Source organism: Bradyrhizobium sp. P5_C11_2, from assembly GCF_054049755.1.
The window spans coordinates 1-21701 of record NZ_JBFULT010000032.1 but is presented as its reverse complement, the minus strand read 5'-3'; the positions used below and the strand labels follow the sequence as shown (position 1 = coordinate 21701).

Here is a 21701-nt window from a genome sequence, read left to right as displayed (position 1 = left end):
CGCGGAAGCTCAACCCCATCGCATGGGTTGCCCACCGTTCGCCGCACTCTCCTGGGCAAGTATTGCGATGCGAGTGGCCCGCAGGGCCTCCGTTGCTGGAATTTGCAAGATCTCGCCACGGACGAGATGATCGAAGGCGAAGCTGGCAGGCGAGGCGCCCGCGGGCAGGTCGACTTCGCGCCGGGGTCTCGTCGCCGTCTCGACCAGCAATCGATTTTCGGCGAAGAGAACGTCGGCACGCCCCTTGGTCCCGGAGATCCGCATGGCATAGTCGCCATGCCGAGGCGAGGCTTCGGGCTGGATCCAGTCGACGTCAATGACGAATTGCGGGCCGCCATCGCAGGCGAGGATGGCACGCCCGAGCGCGGGAAAGTCCGTCGTGCCGGCAGCCGGCATCGGCGAGATCCAGCCGCTGACCGTACCGCCGGTGTACCCCGTAAGCCAAAGCGCAAGATCAATGTCGTGGACTGTCAGATCGGCGAGGATGCCGCCATAAGTCGCTGGCTCGAACATCCATGCCGGACGACGGCTCGGGACGAGCTTGTGCGGCCCGGTTGCGGTGATGGATACGACGTCTCCAAGTTCGCCGCTTTGGATCATGGAGCGGAGCGCGAGCGTGACCGGATAGAAGCGCTTCTCGAGCAGAAGCGTCAGCAAATTGCGTCCGGCGAGCGCCTCTTCGATGAGCGCGAGCTGGTCCATGGTCACGGCCATGGGCTTGTCGGCGATCGCGAATATGCCGCGGCGCAAGAGTTCGGCAACGATCGGTGCTCGAAGACCGAACTCGGTGAAGACCGCTGCGGCCTGAACCTGATGCGCATCCAGAAGCGCATGCGGGTCGGCGTAGCCGGGCGCCATCGTGCGTCGTTCGAGCTCGCCGCGCCGCGTCGCGTCACGATCGGCGACGGCCACGACCCTGACGTCGGTTCGGTTCGCAATCTCTGAAAGCACGTATTCGACATGCGGGTGGGCCGCGCCAATGATGGCGATGTCGAGTGTCTCGGAGCTACTCGCCGGCATGAATGACCTCCGATGCGATCTCGCCGGGGCTGACGGCGCGACCTTCCGCGGCCGAGCGATAGATGGCGTCAACCAGTCTCGCTGCTTCGTATCCATCCCTGAACGAGCTCGCGGGCGGCCGTCGCTCCCGGACGGCTTGGGCGAAGTCGCGCCATTGCGCGATATGTCCTTCGATCCCGATGGCTTTGGGATCGCTGGCGGCGCTTCCAACCCCGGCGGCCGCGCTCGGCGGCTCCGCAACGCCGGGAAAATCCCAGCGGACGATGCTGTCGTTTGCGAGCTCACAACTGCCGCGGTCCGTGAACAGCCGAAGCATGGCGGGCCGCCCCGGAGGCAGCGCCGTGCTCGTCACGATCACGCCGAGCGTGCCGGACGCGAAGGAGAGCAGCGCCGCCGTCGTGTCCTCGACGGCGTGTGTGTGCCCGAGCGTTGCCGCTTTGCCCTGAACACTCTTCACCGTCCCGAACAGCCAAAGCATCAGATCGAGATTGTGAACGCCCTGATTGAACAGCGAGCCGCCGCCGTGCTCCGCTTCGCTGCGCCACGGCTTCTCCGCGTAGTAGGCGTCGGAGCGGTACCAATGGATCGCCGTCTCGATCAGGCGCGGCTGTCCGAGATGGCCTGCGTCGAGCAAGGACTTGATCGCCTGGTGCTGCGGTTCGAGACGGCGCTGCGAAACCACGCCGCACGTCAGTCGCGAGCGCTCGGCGGCGCGGACCAGGGATGCAGCCTCAGTCGGATCGACGCAGAGCGGTTTCTCGACAAGCACGTGCCGTCCGGACGCGATCGCAGCCAAGGCTACGTCATGGTGAGCGCCGCTCGGGGTGCAGACCACGACCGCGTCGATCTCGGCATTTGCCAGCATCGCGTCGGTGGTTGCAAATGCCGGAACGGGTTCGCCATTCTGGCATGCTGCGATTTGCTCGGGCGTGCCGCCGGCGATCGCGGACAAGACGGTCTCGTCGAGCGCCCGTATCGCCCGCGCGTGCGTTTCACCGATCGCGCCTGGACCGATCAACCCGATGCGAAGCCGGTTCATGTCTCATTCCTCAGGGGTTGAGAAGGCCGGCCCGCGACATAAACTGTCTCAGGCACGAGAGAGCCATCCTCGTCGAGCCGGAAACGCAGCAGATCGGCCGGTGCTCCCACCGTCAGCGCAGGAAGGTCGAACGGCATGCGCGGATTGATCGTTGCCAGCCTCAGCGCCTCGGCCAGGGTCAATCCGGCCATGCGTCTGGCCGTCGCAATTCCKAACGCGAGGCTGACGGCTGCCCCCGCCAGAAAGGACGTGCCGACGAGTTCGAGCCGGCCGTTCGCTTTCAGCTCGACTTTGCCGCCGATCGGCGCGTCATAGACTCCAGGCGCGCACCCCGCGAGCGCGGCGGCGTCCGACACCAGGATCGATCGCTCCAGTCCCTTCGCACGCAGCATGGCCTTGAAGGCCTCGGCGGGAAGGTGATGGCCATCCGCGATGAAGCTCGCCCACAGCCTGTCCTCGGCCAGTTGCGACCAGATCGGGTTGGGATGTCGCGGTAGCGTGGCCGCGATGCCGTTGCCAAGATGCGTCGACAATATTGCGCCCGCTGCGACGGCTGCGGAAATCTGATCCGGTGTCGCGTTGGTATGGCCGAGCGCAACACGAACGCCGCGTGCGTGAAGGCCGCGCACATATGCTTCCGTTTCCGGCCAGTGCGGCGACAGTGTCACGAGGCCAACGAGATTTCCGCAGGCCGCTTGCCACGCGTCGAACTCATCGAGGCTCGGCGGCCTGACATGCTCGGCCGGATGCGCACCGCGTGCACCATCCTCCGGCGCGATATGCGGTCCTTCAACATGCACGAAGGGCATCGCGTGCTCGAGAAGAGGGTCGCTGTCGCGCGCCTGCGCAATGGCTCGCAGCGCCTCGACGATCGCATCGTGCGATGCCGTGATCAGCGTCGGGGCAAAACGCGACACGCCGCTGTTGTGGACGGCCGTGACGAGATCGCGGACCGTCTGGGGATCGGGGCGGGCATTGAGATCGTAGCCCGCAAAGCCGTTCAATTGCAGATCGAACAGGCCGAGCGACAGCCACAGTCCATCATCGTGCCCGCCGGGAATGATGTCCGAGATCCGGCCGTCCCGAATGACGATGGTGCGGGGCTGTCCGGTCTCCGGATCGCGGCCCGAGACGCGCGTTGCCGGATCCGTCATGCGCGTGCCGGTGTTTGCAGTGAGAGCCGTGGCGGCGTGGAATCCTGGTCGAGATACAGCGCGCACCGCGGATGTGTGCGAAGCGCACTCGCGGGGCAAGCCGTCCCGATCGGGCCGTAGAGGGATCGCTCCACGGCGGCGCGCTTGGCCGCGCCGGGCACGACGCAAAAAAGCTGGCCGGCGTCCAGCAGCCGCGGAATCGTCAGCGTGATCGCATGGGTCGGGACGTCGCTGGGGCTCGGGAAGCACCCATCGTCGACCTGCTGCTGGCGGCAGACCGCGTCGAGCTCGACGATTTTGACCTGCTTGGTGTCGTAGAGGTCGGCGACCGGCGGATCATTGAACGCGAGGTGACCGTTGACGCCGATGCCGAGGCAGATGATGTCGATCGGGGCCTCGCTGAGAAGAGCCGCGTAGCGCGCCGCTTCCCGCCCCGGATCCGGTTCCTGTCCGATCAGGTGAACGGCGCCGAAAGTGATGCGCGAGAACAAATGATGCGTCAGCCAGGCCCCGAAACGCTCCGGCGCATTGGCGGGAAGTCCGAGATATTCGTCCATGTGAAAGGCGGTGACGCGCCGCCAGTCGATATCGCGCTCGCGTGCAAGGGCATCCAGCATCTCTGCCTGGCTCGGCGCCGCGGCAAATATCATCCGTACCGTGCTCTGCCGGGCGAGGCGGTCGCGCAGCGCCGCAGCGACATCCGCAGCAGCCGCACGGCCCATCGCATCCCGCGTTTTAAATGTCGCGATTGAGGGAGTAACCGAAGCCGTCATGCTCATCCATGGTCCTGCCGGGCTGGCCCGTCACCCCAAGCGGAGAATGTAATGCAACCGGTTGCATGTCAAGCTTGCGCCCCGGGCCCGGCCAAGGCATGTGTAGTGGAATGCGATGCGGAGGAGGCGGCCTGCGGTGAAGCGCGATTCYGATAGCGGCGGGGAAGCACGTCGATCGGTCGTGCCGACGATCAGCCAGGTGGCGAAAGCCTCCGGGGTTTCGCGCGCGACCGTATCGCGCGCCTTCTCGCGGCCGGAGATGCTGACCGAAGCGACCGTCCGGCGGGTCAAGGAGGTCGCCGACAGGCTGGGCTACGTGCCGAACCAGGTCGCCCGCGCGCTGTCGACCGGGCGCCATGGCAATGTCGCTCTCATCGTCTCGGATGTCGCGAACCCGTTCTTTCCGCCGCTGATCAGGGCCGCGCAATTGCGCGCCGACCAGGCCGGGCTGTGCGTCTTCCTCGGCAATTCGGACGAGGATCCCGCGCGCGAGGAATTGCTGGTCGGCCGCTTCATCGGCCAGGTGGAGGGGCTGGTCCTCGCCTCGTCCCGCCTGGACGAAGAGCATATCCGCCGCTACGCGACGCGGCGGCCGCTGGTGCTCATCAATCGCGATATCGAGGGCATTACGCGGGTCCTGATCGACACGGCGCCGGGGGTGGCTGCTGCGATTGCGCATCTTGCCGAGCTGGGGCATCGGCACATCGCCTATGTCAGCGGCCCCACGACGTCATGGTCCAACCAGCAACGGCGCAACGCCGTCCGGCGCGAGGCGGAGAAGCGCGGGCTCAAGGTGATCGCCGTTCCCGCGCGTCCGCCGTCCTACGACACCGGCCGGCTCGCCGCCACCCAGATCGTCGCCAGCGGCGTCACCGCCGCGATCGCGTTCGACGACCTTGTCGCTCAGGGCTTGCTGGCCGGGCTCGCGGCGCTCGACGTCGAGGTGCCGAAATCGTTCAGTGTCGTCGGCTGCGACGATGTCCTCGGTGAGACCACCTATCCGCCGCTCACCACCGTGTCGGCGCGCTGCGCCGATGCCGGCGATGTCGCGGTCGGTCTCCTGCTCAGCCAGATGAGTGGCGGCGTGTCGGGGGAGATCCGCCACAAGCTGAATTCCCATCTCGTCATTCGTGCCAGCACCGGCCCGGCCCCGGCGAAGCGGAGAAGCCGCTGACGATTTGGTCAACGGCCTCAGAAAGCGGCAATGGATCGCAATTGACACGCAACCGGTTGCATGCGAGCTTTTTCGCAGGATTTGTCCCATTCCTGATGTGAGAGTGACCCTCATGGTGAAGCCCGTCGGCAGGTTCGGCTATGTCACGCTTTCCGAGGATGGCTATCGCCGGGAGACCCCGAGTCGTCGGTCATGGGTGTCGGCAGCGCTGACACTGGCGCTCGCCGTCGCTGTGCCAGTGTTTGCTTCGCCCGCGTCGGCGGAGAAGCTGACCGTCTGGAGCGGGTGGCCTGATCTGGCCCCGTTTTACAAGCGCGTCGGCGACCAGCTGAAGAGCAAATATCCGGATCTCGACGTCAGCGTCGAGGCCATTGCCCTGCGCGAGCACGAGAAGCGGCTGGCGCTGTCGCTTCCGTCCGGCGCGGCGGGAGACGTCATCGAGATGGAGGTCGAGGCGGCGCGGTATCTCGAGGCCGGCGTCATTCCGGAGCCGCCGGCGTCGATCGTCGATTTCGTCAAAGCCAATTACGACATGACGCGTGTGAAGACCGCCATGTACGACGGCAAGATCTTCGGTGTGCCGTTGTTTCAGGGGCAGGGCGCGCTGTACTACAACACCGAATTGCTCGCCAAGGCCGGCCTCGACGGCCCGCCCAAGACCATGGCTGACTACACGGCCTACGCGCAGAAGCTCGCGCAACGCGACGCCTCCGGCGTGCCGACGGTGAGCGGATGGAGCTTGCGTCTCAGCGGCGGCGGCTCGGGCATCGCGGAGAAGTACTGGACCATCCTCTATAACCACGGCGGGACGCTGCTGGAGGAGAAGGGCGGAAAATGGCGCGCCGCCTATGCGAGCGAGCCCGGCCGCAACGCACTCAAGCAGTATCTCGACAACGTCGTGGTTTACCGGACGGTGTCGCCGGAGATGAAGGCGGATGCGGAAGCCTTCGAGCTCGGCCAGACCGCGATGTTCATCCGGGAATCCTGGGTGATTGGCGACATCGCAAAGAAGGCGCCCGGCCTCAAATACGCCACGGCCCCGTTGCCCAAGGGCACGCTGATGGTCCCGGTCGATCTCTACGTGCCGAACAAGGGACCCAAGAGTCAGATCGCCTGGGATTTCGTTCAAAAAGCAAATGAACCGGAAAACCTGCTCTGGCTGCTCGAGAACACGGCCTGGGTCCCCAACCGCAAGGGCCTCGACTACTCCGCGATCCTCAAAAAGATCCCGCAGCTCGGTGCATTCGTCAACGTTCCCGCCGACTATGCCTTCTTCACGGTGCCGGCGATCAGCCCGGCGAGCGAAATCCTCACCCGGCTTGCGGCACGGCTGGAGAAGGCATTCACCGACAAGTCGCTGGCGGGCAACGATGCCGCGATCGATGCTTTCCTGAAGTCTGCGGCCGAGGAAAGCGACAAGATCCTCGCCCGGGAAGACCTGCTGGCCAAACCCTAGACCTCCATCGACAAGCGACCCACTCAATCCGGGCGTCGGCCGCTGACCGGCGCCTGCCGGAGGATCCATGCGCACCACGCCGAAATGGCTGTTTCCAGTTCTGGCGCTGCTTCCGGTCCTCGCCCTCTATGGCTGCATCCGCGTCTATCCGATCATCGAGACGCTGCGGCTCAGCCTCTTCCAATGGAATATCATCTCGCGGCGCAAGCCATTCGTCGGCTTCGCCAACTTCGTCGAGCTGGCGAGCGACCCGCTGTTTCTCGAAGCGATATTCAACACCACGATCATCGCCTTCAGCGTCGTGGTGATTACCATTCCCGTTGCGCTTGCGCTCGCCGCCCTGATCAATAGCCGGCAGGGGCTGCGGCGCAGCGGCGTCTACGAAGCCTCGGTTTTCCTGCCGCATGTCGTCTCGCTGGTTCCGGCGGCGATGGCCTGGAAGTGGATTTTCGACGCCCGGCTCGGGCCGCTCAACGCCTTGATCGGACTGGTCGGAATCCCGGCCCAGTCGTGGTTGTTCGACCCCGTCCTGTCGCTGGTGTGCCTGGTCGTTCTCTGCTCATGGCAGGCGATCGGCTATGCCGTCCTGATCTTCCTGGTCGGGCTGAAGAACGTTCCGGATGCGCTCTACGAGGCCGCGCGCCTCGACGGCGCCTCGTCGCTTCAGGCCTTCCGCTACATCGCCGTGCCGCTGTTGAAGCCTGTCATGCTGTACGTGTCGGTCATCACGCTGATCTCGTCCTACAATATCTACGCGCAGGCCTTCGTGCTGGCATCGGATGTGCAGGGTGCGCCGGGACATCTCGTTCGCGTCCTCGTCCTCGACATGCTCGAAAACAGTTTTCGCAATTACCGGGTCGGCTATGCCGCCGCCGAAGCCGTCATCCTCCTCGTCATCGTCCTGATCCTGACCGGCGCGCAGTTCAGGCTGTTCCGCGATCGGAGCCGCGCATGAGCGAGCCCGATCATCCGTCCGTCGTCGGTCAGCACCGCGTCGTCGGCCTCGTGATCGACGCCGTTCTTTGCGCCGTCAGCCTGATGATGCTTCTGCCGCTGGTCTTCCTGATCAGCAACGCGTTCAAGACGCCGCCGGAGCTGCTGGCGTGGCCGCCGACCATCATCCCACACCAGCCGACGCTGGACAACATCGTCAGCGTCCTGCGTGAAACGCCGCTGTTTCGCTGGATCGGCAACTCGCTCATCTTCGCGACGCTCTCGACCGCGAGCATCGTCTCTACGTCGGCGATCGCGGGTTACGTGCTCGGCAAGTTCGATCTGCCGGGGTTGCCAGTCATCTTCGGCATCATCATCGCGACGGCCGTCGTTCCGTTCGAAGTCTACATGATCCCGCTCTACCTCAATGTCCAGTCTGCCGGACTGTTGAACACCTGGCCCGGGCTTCTGGTCGGCTATCTCATCATGAGCTTCGGCATTTTCCTGGTGCGGCAATACGTGATGACGTCGATTCCCGACGAACTCCTGGAGGCTGCGCGGGTGGACGGGGCGGGGGAGGGCTGGATCTTCCTGAGGATCGTGCTGCCGCTGATGCGCGGCCCGTTGGGCGCTCTCGCCGTGCTGGCGTTCTTTCAGGCCTGGACCGCCTTCGCCTGGCCGCTCGTCGTCATGACCAACAAGGAGACCTATACGCTCGAGGTCGGGCTCGCCTTGTTTCAGACCGGCTTCACCGTGGATACCGGTCGTCTCAGCGCGGCCGCAGCGCTAGCGCTGGTCCCGAGCGCGCTGTTCTTCTCGCTGATGCGCCGTAATTTCGTGCGCGGCGTGGCCGCGAGCGGTTTGAAGGAGTGACGCCATGGCAGCATTCCGACAAAACCCATTGCCCTGCGCGCGGGTCTAGTCGTTTCGTACGTAGCGCCACAGCAGGTCGGCGATGTCGCGCCGGCGCAGCGTCTTCGCCTTCTGCGAGGACATGTCCGTGGCGAATTGCGCCTCGAACGTATGCCGGTTCGCAACCGAGAAGAAGCAGAGCGCGTTCACCGACATGTGCAGTTCGATCGGATCGATGCCGGRTCTGATCGTGCCGGCGCGAACGCCGCGGTCCAGCACTGCGGCGATCTGGCTGATGATCGGCCGCGTCATCTCCTTGAGCTTCTTGCTGCCGCGGATATGCCGGCCGCGATGGATGTTCTCGATCGTGACCAGCCGGACATATTCCGGGTTGGCCTGGTCGAAATCGAAGGTGAACTCGGCCAGCCTCCGAATCGCAGCTTCCGGCTCGAGCGCTTCGAGGTGAAGGTCCTGCTCGGCGATGCGCATCTTGGCGTAGGCCATCTCGAGCACGGCCGTGAACAGCTCTTCCTTGGAGTTGAAGTAGTAGAAGATCAGCCGCTTGGTGATGTTGGCGCGCGCGGCGATGGCATCGGTATTGCCGCCGGCGAGGCCGTTCTCGGCGAATTCCGCGAACGCGATCTCCAGGATCTCGCGCTTGGTGCGCTCCCGGTCGCGCCGCCGCACCGGCGGCTGCTTCGCGTCGTCCGCGACGGGCTTTTCCTTAGGTCTCATCCGGCGGTTCGGTCCTCTGCATCCGGCCAAGCCTGCTTGCCCCTCCCYTCATAGCGCAATCGGCGGTTCTTGACAGCAACTATCCCATGGGTTAATTGTAATTAACCTGCGGATTAATTAGCCATGACCGACCTCGGCCTTGCTCATCTGACGGCACTGGACCTTGCGCCGACGGCGCTCGTGGCCGAGGCCACGCGCGCCGGCTTCAGCTTCATCGACCTGCGCGTGATCCCCGTGACTGCCGGCGGACCTGCCTATCCGACCCGGATGGGAACGGACGCGCACCGCGAGCTCAAACGGTCTCTCGCCGGCGAGGGGGTGCGACTGAACGCGATCGAGTTCGTTCAGCTCACACACGACATCGATATTCCGGCGCTCGCGGCCCTGTTCGAAGCCGCGGCCGATCTTGGCGCGGTGGCGGTCATTGCATCGGGGGATGACGACGATCCCGCCCGCCTGACCGCGCATTTCGCTGAACTTTGCGACCTCGCGCAGCAATTTGGCTTGCGTGTCGATCTGGAGTTCATGCGCTGGCGTGCGATTGGCTCGCTGCCGCAGGCCGAGGCGATCGTGCGCGGCGCGGGCAAGGCGAACGGCGCCATTCTCGTCGACGCGCTGCACCTTCATCGCTCCGGCGGCAAGCCGAGCGATCTCATCGCGATCCCCGCGCACCATTTGCGTGCCGCGCAGATTTGCGACGCTGTCGCGGACATACCCGCGAGCGAGGCCGCCATCATCGCCGAGGCGCGCGAAGGCCGGTTGCCGCCGGGCGAGGGCGCCTTGCCGCTCGGCAAGCTCCTCGAAGCGCTTCCGGCCGACGCGAGCCTCAGCGTCGAGATGCCGCTGCCGGCCTTGGCGGTGCGGGCCCGGCTCGCCACGGCGTTCAACGCCACGAGGCGCCTGCTCGAGCATCGGTCGCGGGGAGCGTCGCGGCCAGACCATCGCCGCGAAGCCGGCGGCCCAATCTAGATACGGAATGCGTGAGATGAAGACCATCACCATAGGCGTCATCGGCGCGGGACTGATCGGGCGGAAGCACCTCGCCAAGCTTGCCGGGCGAGACGACTATGACCTCGTCGGCATCGCGGACGTGAATGCCGATAAGGTCGCCGGCGAGTATCCCGCGACCCGCGTCTTCGCCGACTACCGCAAACTGCTCGACGAGGCGCGGCCGGAGGCCGTGATCATCGCCTCGCCCAACCAGCTTCATGCCGAGCAGGGTATCGCCTGCGCCAGGCGCGGCATTCATATCCTGATCGAGAAGCCGGTCACGGATACGGTGGAGACCGCGGCAAGCCTGATTGAAGAGGTGCGCAAGGCCGGCATCCAGTCGCTGGTCGGGCATCACCGCCGCCACCATCAGCAGGTCAGGACGCTGAAGGCGACCTTGGGAGACAAGCGCATCGGCGATGTCGTCGGGGTGTCGGCGATCTGGGCCACGCACAAGCCGGTCGCCTATTTCGAGGTCGCGCCGTGGCGCTCGCAGGCCGGTGGTGGTCCGATCCTGATCAACCTCATCCATGAGATCGATTTCCTGCGCTTCACAATGGGCGAGATCGTCGCCGTGGAAGCGATTGCGTCGAACCGCCAGCGCGGCTTTGCGGTCGAGGATACGTCCGCGGCGCTGATCGAATTCGACAGCGGCGCGCTCGGCACTTTCTTCATCAGCGACAGCGCCGTCTCGCCCTGGACGTCCGAGCAGGGGCTCGGCGAGGCACCCGAATTCCCGTTCAGCGGCGAGAGCAGCTATCGCTTCCTCGGCCGGAGCGGATCGATCGAATTTCCAGCGCTGGTGCAATGGTCGCAAGCCGGCGGCGCGCAGGACTGGAACAAGCCGATCCAGTCCCAGCGCATCCGTGCCTCTTCGGTCGACCCGTACATCGCCCAGCTCGATCATTTCCGCGACATCATCCGCGGCAAGGCGCGATCATTGCAGCCGGTCGAGGATGGCGCGCGCAGCCWGATCGCGACCCTGGCGGTCGCCGAGGCCGCCGCGAGCGGACGGCGCGTCGACCTGCGCAATCGCTACGAAACGCTCGCAAGTCCGGCAGCAAAGGCAGGCAAGGCGATCTAGCGCGGACAAATTCGCCGCCGCTCGGCGGACCAGAATGGGCAGAGCCACGGCGCGATCGCAACCGGAAACTCTCGACGAATTGCTCCGAGTGAGCGATACACAAGGCGTTGCGACGACCGATTGAATCCGCCCAGTATTCCAGAGACGGCTGCGATTGAGCCGGGAGGCCGCGGCGTACTGGATTCCCCGCCGGAGCCTGTCATCGGGCTCGCCTAAGGCGAGACCCGGTGGCGGGGAATGACGGTGCTACTTCCCGATCCAGACCGTCATACCCGGCTCGAGGCCTGCCATCTCTCCCTTTGGATCGAGGCGCAGGCGCAGCGTATTGCGGTCATGATCGCCGATCACCCGCTCGGCCTGCCAGGTGGCGAAGACGCCGAGCGGCCGCAGCTCGGTGATGACCGCCTTGGTCGCGACACCGGTGCCGTTCCGCATCACGTCCGCTGTTTCTCCCATCGCAAGACGATCGAGATGATCCTCGCGCACGTTGAACGAGAGCCATTGCCGGCCGGCGGCCTGAACCATCAGGATCGGCTGGCCGGCGCGAACATTCTCGCCGACCTCGGCGGCGATGACGCTGACCACGCCGTCGGCCGGTGCGCGCAACACCATCTTGTCGAGGCGGCGCTCGAGCACGGTGACCGCGGCAGCCGCGGCCTGCACCTGCGCGTCGGCGATCGCGCGCTCTTCCCGCGTCGGTCCCGCCACGGCCGCATCGTAATTGGCCTGGGCCTCGGCCACGCCGGCACGCGCGCTGGCGACATCGTTCTCGGCCTGGTCGAGCGACTGCTGCGATTCGAAGCTCTGGCGCGCCAGCGTGCTGGTTCGGGTGAGCTGGGCCTGCACGAAGTCGAGGCGGGCGCCGGCCTTGGCGATGGCGGCCTTCAGTGAGTCGACTTGCTCGCGGCGCACGCCAGCAAAGACGTTGTTGCGGTTGGCGGTTGCTGATGCCAGCGCGGCCCGCGCCTGGTCCGCCTGGGCCGTCAACTCCACCGCGGAGAGCCGCGCCAGAATATCGCCCGCGCGCACGGTGGCGCCCTTCTCGACCGCAATCGACTGGAGTTGTCCGGCCACCTCCGGCTCCACCCTCACCTCGGTCGCGCGCACGACGCCGACGATGGCTGCCGGCGGTGCCGAGTGGCGCATGACATAGAGCAGCGCGCCCGCCGCGACCAGCGCGAGCGGAATCGCGACGAAGGCGGCAGGTCTAAGGTTGGACATGTCCCTGTCTCCTCCTGACGGCAAATGCCGAGATCACCGCCAGCGCGAAGTAGCCGAGCGCCAGGCACCACAATGCGAGCCAGTCATGCGCGACCTCCCAGATGCCGGCGCCGAGCTGGTTGATGCGCACGAGGCCGTCGATGGCGGAGTCGGCGGGGAAAATCCGGCCGAACGCAAGGGCCACGTCGGGAATCGCCTCGCGCGGCCATGCAAAGCCGGCCATGAAGAACTGCGGCAGGCTGGTCGCCAGCAACAGGATGGTCGCGTTCTCCGGTCGCGTGAACCAGGCCCCGACAGCCTGCCCCATGAAACTCGTCGCCAGCAGAAAGACACTCGCGAGAGCGAGGATCTGCGGCAGATGGCCGAGCGCCGAAAAGCCGTAGATCCGCGGCAGTACGATGAGATAGAGCGCGATCGCCGGCAAATAGATGGTCAGATGCGCGATGCCGCGGCCGAGCACGCCGGCAAAGGCTGCGCCTCCGCTCGCTACCGCGCTGCCGGTCAGCATCGCCGCGCCGATCAGCAGGGTCTGCTGCAGGATCAGGATGAACGCCGCCGGAACGACGTAGCTCGCATAGCCGCCCACGGGGTTGAAGATCGGCTGCAGCAGAACGTCGGCCGGGCTCGAGCTTGCGAGCTTGGCCTTGACGAGGCTCCCATCCGAGCGCGCGCCGCGCGAAACGAGCTCGGACGTCAAGGTTCCGATGGCGGTGGCGACCCCGCTGGCGCTCGATCTGAAGATGAACAGATAGGTTGCGTCCGCATAGACGGGTATGTGGGCGGTGATGCCCTTGAGCACGTCGCGTTCGGTGTCGGGCGGAATCTCGACGGCGGCAAAGGCCTGCCCGCGATCGATCGCGCTGCGCGCCTCGGCCAGCGTTCGGGCGCGAACCGTCACGCTCAATGCGCCGCTCGCATCCAGCGTCTCGACGATCTGCCGGCTGAGATCGCTGAGGTCGTTATCGACGACCGCAATCGGAAGCTTGCGAAGGATCTGGTTCAGATAGGGCTGCGGATAGTAGATGCCGTAGACGAGGGGAGCAAGGAACAGCAGAGTGAAGGCGCTCCGCGTTCCCAGCACGCGCCGCCACTCCGCCACGAAGGCGCCACCGACGCCGCGCGGTGTGGAGATGGCCTCGGATGGCTCGGCAGGCCGCGCTGTCGCAAACCAGCCCTTGCGGGTGACGTTCGCCATGCGCAGCCATGCCAGGCCGGCAAAGAGCAACGCCAGGCCCGCAAGCGCCGCGAAGGGAATAGCGGAGTCCGCGATCGGCAATCCCCGCGCGGCCTGTCCCAGCAGGACGGCCATGTACCAGCGCAGCGGCAGGATCGCGCTCCAGGCTTGCGCAAAGGCATTCATGCCGATGGTGGGAAAGCCGACGCCGGCATAGCCGAATGCGGGCGAGGCAATGAGGCCCGCAAGCCCGAGTCCGGTGGCGAGATCGCCGGTCAGAAGCTGGAGCAGGGCGCCGAGCGACAGATAGGCGATGATCAGCAGCGAGGCCGCAGCGATCATCAACGGCAGGTCGCCCTTGAAGGGGATCTCCAGCACGCCCTCCAGGAACAGCGGCTCGGCCAGCATGATGAAAACGAAGATGCAGAACAGCGGCGCGAGCTTGCCGGCCAGCGCGACAAGCGGATCGCCGCCGGCGCTTTCGAGCCAGGCCCGCGCGTCGCGGCGGCGGAATTCGGAGCCGACGGAATAGCCGGCGGCAAGGGTGATCACCACATGGATGATGGTCGGCAGCAGCGCGCGCAGCAGGAACTGCGCGTAGTTCTTCTGCGGATTGACGAGCGCCATGGTCTCCGCCTTGAGCGCTCCCAGGGACGCTGGCGCAGGTGCCGCGCGACTGGCGGGAGCCGCCACGGCTGCCGCGGCGGAAAGTGAATCGCTCAGACCCGAGGATGCGATGCCGGAGGGAGTCAAAAATTGCTGGTTGTAAAATCCGACGATCTGCGGGCGGCGCGCGGCCTTCAGGTCGCGCTCGAAATCCGGCGGGATGTGGACGGCCGAGATCGACTTGCCGGAGCGAATGTCCTGCACGGCCGTGGACAGCGTGCCGGAGCGGTCGACGATCTTCAGGCTTGGCGATGCCGCAATGTATTCCACCAGGGCACGCGAGGCGTCCGACTTGTCCTCGTCGACGACAGTCACGCCGAGCCCGCGGATGACCGGATGGCTGAACACCGTGGTGAGCACCACGAAGGCGAACAGCGGCACGCCGAAGATCAGCAGCAGCGCCACGCGATCATGAATCAGCCAGCGGCACTCGCGCCGCGCGACCAGCAGAAATCCGGGCTTTGGTGCTGGCCTCATGGTCGCGACCGCCAATCGAGATAGGCGCTCATTCCCGGTCGCAGCTCGGGCACCGGCTGCACCGGATAGGCGCGGATCGAGAACGTCCGCAGGTCGAAATCGCCGGTGGCGCGCGTGGCCCGCCAGCTCGCATATTCGCCCTTGGTCGCGATCAGCTTGACCTCGACCGTGACGGAGCGGTCGCCGAGGGCGGGAATGCGGACATCGAATCGATCGCCGACCTTCAGGCCCCTGACGAGATCCTCGCGCAGATCGAAATGCACCCAGAGGTCGGCCAGATTGATCAAGGTGACGAGCGGCACGCCCGGCGAGACGTATTCGCCGGGTTCCACATTGCGCTGATAGACCTGCGAGGCGACCGGCGCATAAACCACGAGCTGATCGATGATCGATTGGACGCTCTGGATGTCGGCGCTGGCCTTCTCGACGTTGCTGCCGGCAATGGCCCGCTCCTCCTTGGTGTAGCCATTGACCGCCTGCTCATAGGCCGATTTGGCCTGGTCGACGGCGCGCTCGCTTTCGTGCAGCGCATCGGTGGCCTGGTCGAGGCGGGCCTGCGGCGCGTTGCCTTGCTCGGTCAGGGTGTGCGTGCGGTCAAACGTTTTCTGCGCCAGCACCAGCGCCGCCTGCGCCCGCTCCATTTCCGCCTTCCGTGCCGCGATCACTTCCACCCGCGTTCCGACCAGCACATTGGCAAGCTGCGCGTCCGCAACAGCCTTGGCCGCCTTCATCTGCTCGTGCTTGGCCAGCGTCTCGGGATTGTCGATCTGGACGAGCACCGCGCCCGCCGCAACGTTCTGGCCGCGTTCGACGGGGATTTTGCCGACCCGTCCGTCGACACGCGCAGCGATGTCGAGCCGTGTTGCATCGACTTCGCCCTGAACCAGCAAGGGTTCAGGCCGCAGCAGATAGAAGACGGAAAGCCCGACGACGGCGGCCGCAACGACGCCGACGATGATGGCGGGAGTCCGGATCGGGTTGCGTGCCGTTTTCGCCTGTCCGTCACTCGGCGCGTCGGGCGTGCTTTGAATGTCCTTGTCAGAGCTCGGCATGTCCACGCCTGACTCCCTTTCTCGTGGCCGGTAGTCGTTGATTATATTTGGTTGCCAGGCCCTGTCCAATCGCGATGTGCTGATCATTCGAGCCGCAGCACCGACGATGTGTCCTGTCCATCGCCCGCGCTTGAAGGTTTGACGCTCCACTTGTTGAAAGCTGCTGCTCCGGCTTCGGTCGTCGTCCCGACGCTCGGCCAGTTTGGTCGAGAGTGCTGAGATACGATCTCGAATGAGGTGGCTGGCTGCACCGCGCAAGGGATCAAGCAGCAACATTCCAGCGGTGACATTCCTGTCCAAGCCGAACGTCGGCGCTCGCGTCATAGTCGCGGCCACCTGACCAGCTCGTGGTTGGGCCATGATGCAGGTGCGATATGCCAAAAGCCGTCACGACATCTTCCGCAAACGTCACAGTCCCCCGCCTCTTCGTCCTCGAATTGAATGCGGGTTGCATTCATTCCATGAACACGGATGGCTCGCAGCGAACGACCATTGTGACGGGCTGCCACCTTCCGGACGGCATCGTCGTCGATGCGGGCGCCGGCCATATCTACTGGACCAACATGGGCATCCCCAACCTGAACGACGGCTCCATCGAGCGCGCCGACGTCGACGGCAAGAATCGCAAGACGATCGTTGCGAAGGGAGACACCCACACTCCGAAGCAGATCATCCTCGATAAGAAAGGTGGCAAGCTGTATTGGTGCGACCGCGAGGGCATGCGCGTCATGCGCTGCGATCTCGACGGCGCACGGCTGGAGACGCTCATCGAGGCAGGGCGGGGCGAAGCCGATAGCCGGGATGCGACGCGATGGTGCGTTGGGCTGACAATCGATCCGAAACTCGGACACATCTACTGGAGCCAGAAAGGCCCAGACAATGCCGGGCTCGGCCGCATCTTCCGCGCCAATCTCGAAATCCCCGCCGGTCAAACCGCAGCCACAAGGTCCGACGTCGAGATCTTCTACGACGCTCTGCCGGAGCCGATCGATCTCGAGCTCGACCACAAGAACCGTATTCTCTACTGGACCGACCGCGGCGACCCGCCGCGCGGCAACACCGTGAACCGGGCCTCGATCGACAACAAGCCTGCTGAGCCCGAGATCGTGGTGACCCATCTCATGGAAGGCATCGGCATCGCGCTCGACGTCCCGAACGATCGCATGTTCGTGACCGATTTCGCCGGCTCAGTCTATTTCGCACGGCTCGATGGATCCGGTGAACGAAATTTCCTGTTCGCCCAGGGCAACCTCACCGGCATCGCCTACGCCGAAATCTAACGATCGCATCGGAGAAGTGACATGAACGGTACCAAGCCCATTCGCCGCATCGCTATCATCGGCACCGGTGTGATCGGCGCGAGCTGGAGTTCGCTGTTTCTCGCCAAGGGACTGCACGTGGTCGCGACGGACCCCGCTCCGAACGCGGAAGCCGCGCTGAGGAAGTTCGTCGAGACCGCCTGGCCTGCGCTCAAGCGATTGGGCCTCTCGCCCGGAGCATCGCAGTCGAACCTGACGTTCACGGCTGACCTCGCGCAGGCACTCGCCGGCGCCGACCTCGTCCAGGAGAACGGGCCCGAGCGGATCGAATTCAAGCAGAAGCTCTATGGCCAGCTCGACGAGCTGTTGCCGCCGGACGTGATCATCGCATCGAGCTCGTCGGGGCTCACCATGAGCGAAATCCAGAAGGGCGCCGCGTCCCATCCCGAGCGCTGCGTCATCGCCCATCCGTTCAATCCGCCCCACCTGATCCCGCTGACGGAGATCGTCGGCGGGGCAAAGACATCGGAAGCGACAATCCGGCGCGCCGCGGAATTCTACACGTCGATCGGGCAACGGACGGTGCGCCTCAACAAGGAAATGCCGGGGCATGTCGCCAACCGTCTCCAGGCCGCGCTGAGCCGCGAGGTCTATTACCTCGTCGCCGAGGGTGTGGTGAGCGCCGCCGACGTCGACACCGCCCTGAGCTGGGGCCCGGGCCTGCGCTGGGGAGTCATGGGCAGCATGATGCTCAACCATCTCGGCGGCGGTCCAGGCGGCATCGAGCATTTCTTCCAGCAGTTCACCGGCCCGATGACGGCCTGGTGGAAGACCCTTGGCGCGCCGGTGCTGACGCCGGAGGTGCAAAAGAAGCTCATCGACAGCGTCCATGCCGAGGCCGGATCGCGCACCATCGAGCAATTGGAGGCGGAGCGCGACGAAGTTCTGCTCGGCCTGATCGAGCTGCGCAAGAAAGCGGCCAAGCCGGGCTGACGAAATCGGCGGGGCCGCCAAGATCAATCACACGTCAAACCTGTCCTTCACTTTTCAGGCTTCCGAGCCGCAGCGAGGAGAAATCGCAAATGCCCACCGCAACCCCAGCAAGCAAGACCGCCGCGCCGAAGCCGGCGCCCGCACCCAATGGCGACTTCTATCAGCTGGTCGACCTTCTCACCGCCGACGAGAGAGCGCTCGTCAAGAAGGTGCGGACCTACATGGAGACCAAGGTCCAGCCGGTCATCAACAAATACTGGTCCGATGATGCGTTTCCGTTCGAGCTGCTGCCGTCGTTCAAGGAGCTCGGCCTCGGTGGGCTCGGCTTCGAGGGCTATGGCTGCGCGGGCGGCAGCCAGAAGCTGTTCGGATTCGTCGCCATGGAGCTGGCGCGCACCGATGCATCGTTCTGCACGTTCTTCGGCGTGCATAGCGGTCTCGCGATGGGCTCGATCTATCTCGACGGCTCCGAGGAGCAGAAGCAAAAATGGCTGCCGGCGATGGCGCGCTGGGAGAAGATCGGCTGCTTCGGCCTCACCGAGCCGCTGGTCGGTTCCGGAACGAGCGGCGGTCTGACCACGACGGCCAAGCGCGAAGGCGATAGCTGGATTCTCAATGGACAGAAGCGGTGGATCGGCAACGCGCCATGGTGCGACCTCTCCATCATCTGGGCGCGCGATCTCGCCGACAACCAGGTCAAGGGCTTCATCGTCGAGAACAAGTCGACGCCCGGTTTCAGCGTCGAGAAGATCGAGCACAAGATCGCGCTTAAGGTGGTCCAGAACGGCCAGATCACGCTGAAGGACGTGCGGGTGCCCGAGGCCAACCGTCTCCAGGGCGGCAATTCATTCCGCGATACCGCGCGCGTGCTGCGGATGACGCGGTACATGGTGGGCTGGGCGTCGACCGGCATCCAGATGGGCGCATACGAGGCCACCCTCAAATACGCCCAGGAGCGACTGCAATTCGGCAAGCCGATCGCCTCGTTCCAGCTGATCCAGGATCTGCTCGCCAAGATGCTTGGCAATCTGACCGCGTGCCAGTGCCTGATGCTTCGCCTGGCGCAGCTCGATGACGAAGGCAAGCTTGGCGACCATCACGCGGCATTGGCGAAGGCATTCTGCACCTCGAAATCGCGCGAGACGGTCTCCTGGGGCCGCGAGGTGCTGGGCGGCAACGGCATCGTCGCCGACTACAACGTCGCGCGGTTCTTCGCCGATGCCGAGGCGCTCTACTCCTACGAAGGCACCTATCAGATGCAGAATCTGATCGTCGGCAAGGCCATCACCGGCCACGGCGCTTTTCTCTGACCGCTCAGCGGAGCCGGCGCATCGGCGCCGGCTGCCCTATCCAGGAGACACGACCATGGTTTCGGGAACTGCACCGTTCACCCCTTCGCCTGCAACAGCACCAAGCTCCGCACCCAGAGCCGCGCTGGCCCTTGCGAACGTCCTCTACGAGAAAAAGGGGCCGATCGCCTACGTCACGGTCAATCGGCCAAAAGTGCTCAACGCGCTCAATACGCCGACCTGGACCGATCTGCATGCCGCATTCGAGGACGCAAAGGCGGACGCGTCGGTGCTCGGCGTGATCCTCACCGGCGCGGGCGACAAGGCGTTCATCGCCGGCGCCGACATCAGTGAGCTCGCACATGTCGATGCCTACGACGCCGAGGAGTCCAGCCGGTTCGGGCAGGGTGTGCTGGACCTCGTTGAAAATCTCGGCAAGCCGGTGATCGCGGCGATCAACGGCTTTGCCCTCGGCGGCGGCTGTGAGACGGCGATGGCCTGCACCATCAGGATCGCAGCGGAGCATGCCAAGTTCGGGCAACCGGAGGTCAAGCTGGGCCTGTTGCCCGGCGGTGGCGGAACACAACGCCTGCCGCGCCTGGTGGGAAAGGGTCGTGCGTTGCAGCTGATCCTCACGGGCGAGACGATTTCCGCGCAGGAAGCCTATCGCATCGGCCTCGTCAACGAAGTCGTTCCCGCGCCCGGCCTGATCGATCGCGCCGAGACGATCCTGAAGCAGATCATGGCCAACGCGCCGATCGCGGTGAAGTTCTCGCTGGAAGCCGCGAACAAGGGGATGGATACGAGCCAAGGCGAAGGCCTTGTGCTGGAAGCATCCTTCTTCGGCATTTGCGCCGCCACCGAAGACAAGAAGGAAGGCACCGCCGCCTTCCTCGAGAAACGTGCGCCGCAGTTCCGCGGACGCTGAAGCAAGGCCGCCCTCTACGAGGATCTGGAAAGGACACCCATGGCAAACGACAACATTTTCTCCGGACTGAAGGTGGTGGACCTCGCGAGCTTCATCGCGGGCCCCAGCGCCGCCGTGATCTTGTCCGATTTCGGTGCCGACGTGATCAAGGTCGAGCCGCCGAGCGGCGAGCTGTGGCGGCACGCGAACCATCTCCCGCCGCAGCCGGTCGCCGACGATGCCTATCCCTGGCATCTGGCCAATCGCAACAAGCGCGGCATGGCGCTCGATCTGAAATCTCCGAGCGCGCATCTGGTTCTCGAGAAGCTCGTCAAATGGGCCGACGTTCTCATCGTCAACACGCCGCATCCGGCGCGCAAGAAATTGAAGCTCGAATATGAAGATGTGGTGGGGTGGAATCCGCGGCTGATTTACGCCGACATCACGGGTTTCGGCGACAAGGGACCGGATGCGAATCTTCCCGGCTTTGATATCACGTCGTACTGGGCCCGCAGCGGATTGCTGTCGATGACCCGCGATGCCGGTGCGCCGCCGACCTGGCCGGTGGCCGGCAGCGGCGACAATGCCACCGCCGTCGGGCTGTACTCGGCGATCGTCACCGCCCTGTATCGTCGTGAACGGACTGGGGAGGGGGCGCATGTCACGACCTCGCTGCTCGCCGAGGGCGTGTGGTCCGCCAGCGTCTCGATCCAGGCCGCGCTCTGCGATGCGAAATTCTTCGGGCTGCATGATCGCATGCACCCTGCAAATGCGGCCATGAACGTGTATCGCGCCAAGGACGATACCTGGTTCGTCCTCATCATCACGCCCGACAAGATGGAGGCCGTGGTGAAGGCGATCGGCCGCCCCGATCTCCTGACTGATCCGCGGTTCTCCGACCCGGCCAAGCTGATGGCGAACATGACGGAGCTCACGGCGATTCTCGACCAGACCTTCTGTTCCGAGCCGATGTCACATTGGTACGAGGTGTTCAACGGCGTCCACGTGACGTTCGGAGCGGTACGCGGGCCGCAGGAGGTGGTCAACGATCCCCAGCTCCGGGCCAATGACATCATCGTTCCGCTTGACGGTGCCGGCGGCAAGCTGACGTCCACGATCTCGAGCCCGCTTCAGGTCCATGGGGTCGCCAAGGTGCCCGCAAAGCGCGCCCCGAAGATCGGAGAACACAACGACGAGGTTCTTCGGCAATTGGGATTTAGCGCGGCCGAAATCGACGGTCTGCATGCGAGCGGTGCCGTTCCGAAGGCAAAGGAACACGCCGCCTAGCCTGACGAAAGGGTCGTGGCGGCGCAAGCCGCCGCGACGCTGCGCTTGAAGTGAAATTCAAAGGAACCAGGAGTTCGACAATGGATGAGATCGTCACCGAACAGGCCGCGGGCATCCTGCGCATCCAGTTGAACCGTCCGACAAAGCGGAATGCAATGACGTCGGC

19 protein-coding genes are annotated in these 21701 nt (G+C 65.0%); 11 read left to right on the top strand and 8 right to left on the bottom strand.

Features of this window, described 5'->3' with window-relative positions; genetic code table 11:
* Nucleotides 1–9: 9 nt before the first annotated feature.
* The 4 genes from ACXJL8_RS05810 to ACXJL8_RS05795 are packed head-to-tail and all read right to left on the bottom strand — an operon-like array spanning nucleotide 10 to nucleotide 3935.
* Nucleotides 10–1020 carry a Gfo/Idh/MocA family protein gene (locus tag ACXJL8_RS05810; protein WP_456621882.1) on the bottom strand — a complete coding sequence of 337 codons (1011 nt, stop codon included), beginning with the start codon at nucleotides 1018–1020 and terminating at the stop codon, nucleotides 10–12.
* Complete coding sequence (locus ACXJL8_RS05805) at nucleotides 1007–2059, bottom strand: Gfo/Idh/MocA family protein (protein ID WP_456621827.1); 1053 nt, start codon at nucleotides 2057–2059, stop codon at nucleotides 1007–1009. The genes ACXJL8_RS05810 and ACXJL8_RS05805 overlap by 14 nt, the downstream gene beginning before the upstream one ends.
* On the bottom strand, nucleotides 2056–3213 hold the full coding sequence (locus ACXJL8_RS05800) for an N-acetylglucosamine-6-phosphate deacetylase (RefSeq protein WP_456684742.1): 1158 nt from the start codon (nucleotides 3211–3213) through the stop codon (nucleotides 2056–2058). The genes ACXJL8_RS05805 and ACXJL8_RS05800 overlap by 4 nt, the downstream gene beginning before the upstream one ends.
* Entirely contained in the window at nucleotides 3210–3935 is a 726-nt protein-coding gene (locus ACXJL8_RS05795) for a 6-phosphogluconolactonase (RefSeq protein WP_456621825.1), read from the bottom strand. The genes ACXJL8_RS05800 and ACXJL8_RS05795 overlap by 4 nt, the downstream gene beginning before the upstream one ends.
* Before the next feature lie 187 nt (nucleotides 3936–4122).
* On the opposite strand from ACXJL8_RS05795, the gene ACXJL8_RS05790 reads away from it, so the two are divergent.
* The 4 genes from ACXJL8_RS05790 (at nucleotide 4123) to ACXJL8_RS05775 (ending at nucleotide 8422) form a co-directional block, all read left to right on the top strand.
* Nucleotides 4123–5160 carry a LacI family DNA-binding transcriptional regulator gene (locus ACXJL8_RS05790; protein ID WP_456621824.1) on the top strand — a complete coding sequence of 346 codons (1038 nt, stop codon included), beginning with the start codon at nucleotides 4123–4125 and terminating at the stop codon, nucleotides 5158–5160.
* A gap of 112 nt (nucleotides 5161–5272) precedes the next feature.
* The gene (locus ACXJL8_RS05785; RefSeq protein ID WP_456621823.1) at nucleotides 5273–6616 is read left to right on the top strand and encodes an extracellular solute-binding protein; all 1344 of its coding nucleotides are present in this window, start codon (nucleotides 5273–5275) and stop codon (nucleotides 6614–6616) included.
* 67 nt (nucleotides 6617–6683) lie between these two features.
* A complete protein-coding gene (locus ACXJL8_RS05780; RefSeq protein ID WP_456621822.1) occupies nucleotides 6684–7571 on the top strand; it encodes a carbohydrate ABC transporter permease in 888 nt (295 codons plus the stop codon).
* A complete protein-coding gene (locus ACXJL8_RS05775; protein ID WP_456621821.1) occupies nucleotides 7568–8422 on the top strand; it encodes a carbohydrate ABC transporter permease in 855 nt (284 codons plus the stop codon). The genes ACXJL8_RS05780 and ACXJL8_RS05775 overlap by 4 nt, the downstream gene beginning before the upstream one ends.
* Before the next feature lie 45 nt (nucleotides 8423–8467).
* On the opposite strand, the gene ACXJL8_RS05770 is transcribed toward ACXJL8_RS05775, so the two are convergent.
* Nucleotides 8468–9136: a TetR/AcrR family transcriptional regulator gene (locus tag ACXJL8_RS05770; RefSeq protein WP_456684741.1), complete on the bottom strand. Its 669-nt coding sequence runs from the start codon at nucleotides 9134–9136 to the stop codon at nucleotides 8468–8470.
* 123 nt (nucleotides 9137–9259) lie between these two features.
* Here ACXJL8_RS05770 and ACXJL8_RS05765 point away from each other — a divergent pair, with 123 nt between their 5' ends.
* On the top strand, nucleotides 9260–10105 hold the full coding sequence (locus ACXJL8_RS05765) for a sugar phosphate isomerase/epimerase family protein (protein WP_456621819.1): 846 nt from the start codon (nucleotides 9260–9262) through the stop codon (nucleotides 10103–10105).
* Between the two features lie 7 nt (nucleotides 10106–10112).
* On the top strand, nucleotides 10113–11210 hold the full coding sequence (locus ACXJL8_RS05760; protein ID WP_456684740.1) for a Gfo/Idh/MocA family protein: 1098 nt from the start codon (nucleotides 10113–10115) through the stop codon (nucleotides 11208–11210).
* 246 nt (nucleotides 11211–11456) lie between these two features.
* Here the strand turns inward: ACXJL8_RS05760 and ACXJL8_RS05755 are convergent, their stop codons facing one another.
* From ACXJL8_RS05755 to ACXJL8_RS05745, 3 genes are read right to left on the bottom strand one after another with little or no spacing between them, the layout of a single operon-like run.
* On the bottom strand, nucleotides 11457–12431 hold the full coding sequence (locus tag ACXJL8_RS05755; RefSeq protein WP_456621817.1) for an HlyD family secretion protein: 975 nt from the start codon (nucleotides 12429–12431) through the stop codon (nucleotides 11457–11459).
* Nucleotides 12418–14748: an ABC transporter permease gene (locus ACXJL8_RS05750; RefSeq protein ID WP_456621816.1), complete on the bottom strand. Its 2331-nt coding sequence runs from the start codon at nucleotides 14746–14748 to the stop codon at nucleotides 12418–12420. Before ACXJL8_RS05750 ends, ACXJL8_RS05755 begins: the two co-directional genes overlap by 14 nt.
* Nucleotides 14745–16181 carry an HlyD family secretion protein gene (locus ACXJL8_RS05745; RefSeq protein WP_456684739.1) on the bottom strand — a complete coding sequence of 479 codons (1437 nt, stop codon included), beginning with the start codon at nucleotides 16179–16181 and terminating at the stop codon, nucleotides 14745–14747. The genes ACXJL8_RS05750 and ACXJL8_RS05745 overlap by 4 nt, the downstream gene beginning before the upstream one ends.
* Before the next feature lie 80 nt (nucleotides 16182–16261).
* On the opposite strand from ACXJL8_RS05745, the gene ACXJL8_RS05740 reads away from it, so the two are divergent.
* The 5 genes from ACXJL8_RS05740 to ACXJL8_RS05720 all read left to right on the top strand — a co-directional run bounded on the left by ACXJL8_RS05740 (nucleotide 16262) and on the right by ACXJL8_RS05720 (nucleotide 21535).
* Nucleotides 16262–17080 (top strand): 3-hydroxyacyl-CoA dehydrogenase, encoded by an 819-nt coding sequence (locus ACXJL8_RS05740; RefSeq protein ID WP_456621814.1) that lies wholly within the window; start codon nucleotides 16262–16264, stop codon nucleotides 17078–17080.
* Nucleotides 17081–17101: 21 nt separating this feature from the next.
* Nucleotides 17102–18052: a 3-hydroxyacyl-CoA dehydrogenase NAD-binding domain-containing protein gene (locus tag ACXJL8_RS05735; protein WP_456621813.1), complete on the top strand. Its 951-nt coding sequence runs from the start codon at nucleotides 17102–17104 to the stop codon at nucleotides 18050–18052.
* Nucleotides 18053–18141: 89 nt separating this feature from the next.
* Complete coding sequence (locus ACXJL8_RS05730) at nucleotides 18142–19362, top strand: acyl-CoA dehydrogenase family protein (protein ID WP_456621812.1); 1221 nt, start codon at nucleotides 18142–18144, stop codon at nucleotides 19360–19362.
* 55 nt (nucleotides 19363–19417) lie between these two features.
* Nucleotides 19418–20269: an enoyl-CoA hydratase-related protein gene (locus tag ACXJL8_RS05725; RefSeq protein WP_456621811.1), complete on the top strand. Its 852-nt coding sequence runs from the start codon at nucleotides 19418–19420 to the stop codon at nucleotides 20267–20269.
* Between the two features lie 39 nt (nucleotides 20270–20308).
* Nucleotides 20309–21535, top strand: coding sequence for a CaiB/BaiF CoA transferase family protein (locus ACXJL8_RS05720; RefSeq protein ID WP_456621810.1), 1227 nt, complete (start codon nucleotides 20309–20311; stop codon nucleotides 21533–21535).
* Nucleotides 21536–21701: the final 166 nt, after the last annotated feature.